Genomic DNA, 6751 nt, shown 5'->3' on the forward strand with positions numbered 1-6751 from the left:
ACACGGGTCCTCCGCGCCGGTCAGACCAGGCCGTCGGGCCGCCGCCGGGCCGACAGCAGGTCCTCCAGCTGCTCCTCACGGGCCTGTGCGGCGACGAAGAGCAGCTCGTCGCCCGCCTCCAGGGAGTCCTCCGGGGACGGCGTCAGCACCCGGGTGCCGCGGATGATCGTCACCAGCGAGGTGTCCTCGGGCCACTGGACGTCGCCGACCTGGGTACCGGCCAGGGCCGACTCCTCCGGCAGCGTCAGCTCGACGAGGTTGGCGTCGCCGTGGCTGAAGCGCAGCAGCCGGACCAGGTCGCCGACGCTCACCGCCTCCTCGACCAGGGCCGACATCAGGCGCGGGGTGGAGACGGCGACGTCCACGCCCCAGGACTCGTTGAAGAGCCACTCGTTCTTCGGGTTGTTCACCCGGGCGACCACGCGCGGGACGCCGTACTCCGTCTTGGCCAGCAGGGAGACGACGAGGTTGACCTTGTCGTCGCCCGTCGCGGCGATGACGACGTTGCAGCGCTGGAGCGCCGCCTCGTCCAGGGACGTGATCTCGCACGCGTCGGCGAGCAGCCACTCCGCCATCGGAACGCGCTCGACCGAGATGGCGGTCGGCGCCTTGTCGATCAGCAGGACCTCGTGGCCGTTCTCCAGGAGCTCGGCCGCGATCGAACGGCCGACCGCGCCGGCTCCGGCAATGGCGACCCTCATCAGTGACCGCCCTCCTCTTCGGGACCCTTGGCGAACGCCGCCTCGACCTTGTCGACCTCGTCGGTGCGCATCATCACGTGCACGAGGTCACCCTCCTGCAGGACGGTCTGCGAGGACGGCAGGATCGCCTCGCCGAGCCGGGTGACGAACGCCACCCGCACGCCGGTCTCCTCCTGGAGCCGGCTGATCTTGTGGCCGACCCAGGCCGTGGAGGTGTGCACCTCGGCGAGCTGGACGCCCCCGGTGGGGTCGCGCCACAGCGGCTCGGCACCCGAGGGCAGCAGTCGGCGCAGCATCTGGTCGGCCGTCCAGCGGACGGTGGCCACGGTGGGGATGCCGAGGCGCTGGTAGACCTCGGCGCGGCGCGGGTCGTAGATGCGGGCGGCCACGTTCTCCACGCCGAACATCTCCCGTGCCACGCGGGCGGCGATGATGTTCGAGTTGTCGCCGCTGGAGACGGCGGCGAAGGCGCCGGCCTCCTCGATCCCCGCCTCGCGCAGGGTGTCCTGGTCGAAACCGATGCCGGTGACCCGGCGGCCGCCGAACGAGGAACCGAGGCGTCGGAAGGCGGTGGGGTCCCGGTCGATCACGGCGACCGTGTGTCCCTGCTGCTCCAGGGTCTGGGCGAGCGCGGAGCCCACGCGTCCGCACCCCATGATGACAATGTGCATCGCCTCACACCGCGCTTCCTGCGGGCCCGTCGGCCTTAGTGGATGTCGTGCTCATGTCTCTCTTTCGGCTCGCCTGGCGACACGTCGCGGCCAGTGTGCGGGCCGCAGGGGAACATCATGCCGGTGCGCACCGACGCCGACGCCGCTAGGGGGCCGGGAGGGGGCCGGGAGGCCGGGTTCCCCCATCCGGAGCCAACCTCCCCCGTCGTCCGGATCCAACGTATCGGCAAGCCTCGCGGGCCCGCAGGAGCCGTCTCAACCCCTGGCCGACGACCCCCGGCGGCAGATGCTCCGGATGCTGGCGACCGTCAGGATCGAGAGGCCTACGAGGGTGGCGGCGCCGCCGATCAGCTCTGCGCTCAGGTGCATGGGACCTCCAGGGGCGGCAGCGGCCGGACGTCGGACGGTGCTCGTCGTTGACGGGTCAGCAGTCATATAGGCATGCGAAAGCCGTCACCTGCGGAATCCGCAGCCGGAGCGCTCCTGGAATTCACCCGTAGAGCAGACGGCGGACGGATCGGGGTGGCGGTTGGGCGGTCGCGCGTTCGAACGCCTACGATGCTCTGTTGTGTCCAAACTGACCGACGTGCCCAAGCGGATCCTCATCGGGCGCGCACTGCGCAGCGACCGGCTGGGGGAAACGCTCCTGCCGAAGCGCATCGCCCTCCCCGTGTTCGCGTCCGACCCGCTGTCCTCCGTGGCGTACGCCCCCGGGGAGGTGCTGCTCGTCCTGTCCATCGCGGGCGTGTCGGCGTACCACTTCAGCCCGTGGATCGCGGTCGCGGTCGTCGTCCTGATGTTCACGGTGGTCGCCTCCTACCGGCAGAACGTGCACGCCTACCCGAGCGGCGGCGGCGACTACGAGGTGGCCACCACCAACCTCGGCCCCAAGGCCGGTCTGACCGTCGCCAGCGCCCTGCTGGTCGACTACGTCCTGACCGTCGCGGTCTCCATCTCCTCCGGCATCGAGAACCTCGGCTCGGCGGTCCCCTTCGTCGTCGAGCACAAGGTGCTCTGCGCGGTCGCCGTGATCCTGCTGCTCACCCTGATGAACCTGCGCGGGGTCAAGGAGTCGGGCAGCCTGTTCGCGATCCCGACGTACGTCTTCGTCGCGGGCGTCTTCATCATGATCGTGTGGGGCGCCTTCCGCGGCCTGGTCCTGGACGACACCATGCGCGCCCCGACGGCGGACTACGAGATCAAGCCGGAGCACGGCGGCCTGGCCGGCTTCGCCCTGGTCTTCCTCCTGCTGCGGGCCTTCTCCTCCGGCTGTGCCGCGCTCACCGGCGTCGAGGCGATCTCCAACGGCGTCCCGGCCTTCCGCAAGCCGAAGTCGAAGAACGCGGGCACCACCCTCGCGATGATGGGCCTGCTCGCCGTGACCATGTTCTGCGGCATCATCGCGCTGGCCTCCGCGACCGACGTGCGCATGTCCGAGAACCCGGCCACCGAGCTCTTCCACAACGGCGTCGCCGTCGGCGCGGACTACGTCCAGCACCCGGTGATCTCGCAGGTCGCCGAGGCGGTCTTCGGCGAGGGAAGCTTCCTGTTCATCGTGCTGGCCGCCGCCACCGCGCTGGTCCTCTTCCTCGCCGCCAACACCGCCTACAACGGCTTCCCGCTGCTCGGCTCGATCCTCGCCCAGGACCGCTACCTGCCGCGCCAGCTGCACACCCGCGGCGACCGGCTGGCCTTCTCCAACGGCATCGTGCTCCTCGCCGGCGCCGCCATGCTCCTGGTCGTCGTCTACGGCGCGGACTCGACCCGCCTGATCCAGCTCTACATCGTCGGCGTCTTCGTGTCCTTCACGCTCAGCCAGATCGGCATGGTGCGGCACTGGAACCGCCACCTGGCCAGCGAGCGGGACCAGTCCAAGCGCCGCCACATGATGCGCTCCCGCGCCATCAACGCCTTCGGCGCCTTCTTCACCGGCCTCGTCCTGGTCGTGGTCCTGGCGACCAAGTTCACGCACGGCGCCTGGGTCGCGCTGCTCGGCATGTGCATCTTCTTCGCGACCATGACGGCGATCCGCAAGCACTACGACCGCGTCGCCGAGGAGATCGCGGCCCCGGAGGACCCCGAGGAGGCACAGAGCGACGACATGGTGCGCCCCTCCCGCGTCCACTCGGTGGTCCTGATCTCCAAGATCCACCGCCCCACGCTCCGCGCCCTCGCCTACGCCAAGCTCATGCGCTCCGACAGCCTGGAGGCGCTCAGCGTCAACGTCGACCCGGCCGAGACGAAGGCCCTGCGCGAGGAGTGGGAGCGCCGCGGCATCGCCGTACCGCTGAAGGTCCTGGACTCGCCGTACCGCGAGATCACGCGGCCGGTCATCGAGTACGTCAAGAGCCTGCGCAAGGAGTCCCCGCGCGACGCGGTCTCCGTCATCATCCCCGAGTACGTGGTCGGCCACTGGTACGAGCACCTGCTGCACAACCAGAGCGCCCTGCGCCTCAAGGGCCGCCTGCTGTTCACCCCCGGTGTGATGGTCACGTCCGTGCCGTACCAGCTGGAGTCCTCCGAGGCCGCCAGGCGCCGGGCCCGCAAGCGCCAGGACTGGAGCGCGCCCGGCGCGGTCCGGCGCGGTCCGGCCCAGCACCAGGACCGTGACCGTGACCGAGACCGAGACCGAGACCGAGACCGAGACCGTACGAAGGACTCCTCCTCGTCCACGTAGACTGGACGGCTGTTGTCCTTTGTCGTCCACGTCGCCCCCGTTCTCTGGAGTCACCCCGCCATGCAGGCAGAACCGAACAAGTCGCAGGCGGAGAAGCGAGCCGGGTCCGAGGCGGTCTCGCTGGTGGGCCAGGAGTACGAGGTCGAGGTCGGCCCCGTCGCCCACGGCGGCCACTGCATCGCCCGCACGTCCGAGGGGCAGGTGCTGTTCGTCCGGCACACGCTCCCCGGCGAGCGGGTCGTCGCCCGGGTCACCGAGGGCGAGGAGGGCGCCCGCTTCCTGCGCGCGGACGCGGTCGAGATCCTGGACCCGTCCAAGGACCGCATCGAGGCCCCCTGCCCCTTCTCGGGCCCAGGTCGCTGCGGCGGCTGCGACTGGCAGCACGCCAAGCCGGGCGCCCAGCGCCGCCTGAAGGGCGAGGTCGTCGCCGAACAGCTCCAGCGCCTGGCGGGCCTGACCCCCGATGAAGCCGGCTGGGACGGCACGGTGATGCCGGCCGAGGGCGACAAGGTGCCGGCCGGCCAGGTCCCGTCGTGGCGCACGCGCGTGCAGTACGCCGTCGACGCGGAGGGCCGCGCGGGCCTGCGCAAGCACCGCTCCCACGACGTCGAGCCGATCGACCACTGCATGATCGCGGCGGAGGGCGTCAGCGAGCTGGGCATCGAGCGCCGCGACTGGCCCGGCATGGCGACGGTGGAGGCGATCGCGGCGACCGGCTCGCAGGACCGCCAGGTCATCCTGACCCCGCGGCCGGGCGCCCGCCTGCCGATCGTCGAACTGGACCGCCCGGTCTCCGTCATGCGGGTCGGCGAGAAGGACGGCGGCGTCCACCACGTCCACGGCCGCCCCTTCGTCCGCGAGCGCGCCGACGGCCGTACCTACCGGGTCGGCTCCGGCGGCTTCTGGCAGGTCCACCCGAAGGCGGCCGACACCCTGGTGACCGCGGTCATGCAGGGCCTGCTGCCCCGCAAGGGCGACATGGCCCTGGACCTGTACTGCGGCGTCGGCCTCTTCGCCGGCGCCCTGGCCGACCGCGTCGGCGACCAGGGCGCGGTCCTCGGCATCGAGTCCGGCAAGCGCGCCGTCGAGGACGCCCGCCACAACCTCGCCGAGTTCGACCGCGTCCGCATCGAGCAGGGCAAGGTCGAGTCGGTCCTGCCCCGCACCGGGATCGACGAGGTCGACCTCATCGTCCTCGACCCGCCCCGCGCGGGCGCCGGCCGCAAGACGGTCCAGCACCTCTCCTCGCTGGGCGCCCGCCGAATCGCCTACGTGGCCTGCGACCCGGCCGCGCTCGCCCGGGACCTGGGGTACTTCCGGGACGGGGGGTACCGGGTGCGGATGCTGCGGGTGCTCGATCTGTTTCCGATGACGCACCACGTGGAGTGCGTGGCGATTCTGGAGCCTGCGGGCAAGGGGTCCTGACCTGCGGTTTGGCGTAGCGGTAGCGGGACTCGACCTGTGTCGCGGTATCCACCATGTCCAGCGTCTAGGACCCGCATTCACCTGCGGATTCGTACTGGAGTAACTGGTGGGAGCGGCAGCGCAGTATCCGGGCCTTCGGGACCCTTGACGCTCGTATGACGCTTGACTCCCGTGGTGAGGAAGACTGAACAGGGTGCTGCGACACCCGGAAGGCCCCTAGGACCTGTCGTCAAATGTCACGCCCACATCAGGAGTGATGCGAGGGCAACGGCGGCTTCGTAGGACTCCGCGTTCTTGTCGTAGCGGGTGGCGATGCCACGCCACTGTTTCAAGCGGTTGAAGCAGCGTTCCACGACGTTGCGCCGCTTGTAGACCTCATGGTCGAAGGTCGGCGGGCGGCCTCCGCGGCTGCCGCGCCGGGCCCGGTTGCGGACCTGGTCGGCGCGCTCGGGAATCGTGTGCGGGATGCCCCGACGGCGAAGCCAGGTGCGGATCGCTTTGGAGCTGTAGCCCTTGTCGCCCAGGACGTGATCGGGCCGGACTCGGGGCCGTCCCGGTCCGAGGCGGGGCACCCGGATCGCTTCCATCACGGTGGTGAACCGGGTGCAGTCGTTCGTGTTGCCGCCCGTCACGACGAAGCCGAGCGGGCGGCCGCGGCCGTCGCAGGCGAGGTGGATCTTGCTGGTCAGCCCGCCTCTGGATCGGCCGAGGGCCGGGTCCCGGAGCCCCTTTTTCGGGCCCCGGCCGCGTGCTGGTGGGCGCGGACGACCGTGGAGTCGACCGACACCAGCCACTCGACGTCGCCTGCCGCGTCCGCCTTCGCCTGCGCGGCCCGCAGCATCCGGCCGAACGTCCCGTCCGCTGCCCACCTGCGGAAACGCGTATGCAGCGTGGCCCACGGCCCGTAACACTCGGGCACGTCCCGCCAGGCCGTCCCGGTCCGGAACTTCCACACGATCCCGTTCAGGACCCTGCGGTCGTCCAGCCGCTTCCGCCCCCGCAACGAGGCGGGCAGCAGCGGCCGGACGAACTCCCACTCGGCATCAGTCAGTTCATGACGGCGTATCACGGCCCCATGATCCACCAGCCGTGATCATTTGACGACACTGCCTAGATAGAGCGGGCTGACATAAGGCTCACGCGATTACCACGAGTGACTTCCACTGCCGATCAAGTCGTCTAGGGCCTGTTGCGAAAGTGGATCTTGTTCGTTGATGATCACGTCCTGTGAGACGTGGGGATCTGACGAATGGCCAGTGGGCCCGGCTTGAGCCTCT

The 6751-nt window shown here is 70.4% G+C and carries 4 protein-coding genes and 1 pseudogene; 2 read left to right on the forward strand and 3 right to left on the reverse strand.

Going from position 1 to position 6751, the window contains the following annotated elements; genetic code table 11:
* Positions 1-20: 20 nt before the first annotated feature.
* Both IE94_RS0116615 and IE94_RS0116620 read right to left on the reverse strand, forming a co-directional pair.
* A complete protein-coding gene (locus IE94_RS0116615; RefSeq protein ID WP_030184535.1) occupies positions 21-701 on the reverse strand; it encodes a potassium channel family protein in 681 nt (226 codons plus the stop codon).
* Positions 701-1372, reverse strand: coding sequence for a potassium channel family protein (locus IE94_RS0116620; RefSeq protein WP_030184536.1), 672 nt, complete (start codon positions 1370-1372; stop codon positions 701-703). Before IE94_RS0116620 ends, IE94_RS0116615 begins: the two co-directional genes overlap by 1 nt.
* Positions 1373-1940: 568 nt before the next feature.
* Here IE94_RS0116620 and IE94_RS0116630 point away from each other — a divergent pair.
* Both IE94_RS0116630 and IE94_RS0116635 read left to right on the forward strand, forming a co-directional pair.
* The gene (locus IE94_RS0116630) at positions 1941-4049 is read left to right on the forward strand and encodes an APC family permease (protein ID WP_030184539.1); all 2109 of its coding nucleotides are present in this window, start codon (positions 1941-1943) and stop codon (positions 4047-4049) included.
* Between the two features lie 60 nt (positions 4050-4109).
* Positions 4110-5474, forward strand: a complete 1365-nt coding sequence (locus IE94_RS0116635) for a class I SAM-dependent RNA methyltransferase (RefSeq protein WP_030184541.1) — start codon at positions 4110-4112, stop codon at positions 5472-5474.
* 236 nt (positions 5475-5710) lie between these two features.
* Here the strand turns inward: IE94_RS0116635 and IE94_RS38135 are convergent.
* Positions 5711-6540: pseudogene (locus IE94_RS38135) on the reverse strand (IS5 family transposase).
* Between the last annotated feature and the right edge of the window lie 211 nt (positions 6541-6751).

Source organism: Streptomyces violaceorubidus, from assembly GCF_000717995.1.
Lineage (GTDB): Bacteria > Actinomycetota > Actinomycetes > Streptomycetales > Streptomycetaceae > Streptomyces > Streptomyces violaceorubidus.

What these genes read in the sequence shown, in the direction of transcription:
- IE94_RS0116635 (WP_030184541.1), top strand. Translation starts at nt 4,110, where the DNA reads ATGCAGGCAGAACCGAACAAGTCGCAGGCGGAGAAGCGAGCCGGGTCC.
- IE94_RS0116620 (WP_030184536.1), bottom strand. Translation starts at nt 1,372, where the DNA reads ATGCACATTGTCATCATGGGGTGCGGACGCGTGGGCTCCGCGCTCGCC.
- IE94_RS0116615 (WP_030184535.1), bottom strand. Translation starts at nt 701, where the DNA reads ATGAGGGTCGCCATTGCCGGAGCCGGCGCGGTCGGCCGTTCGATCGCG.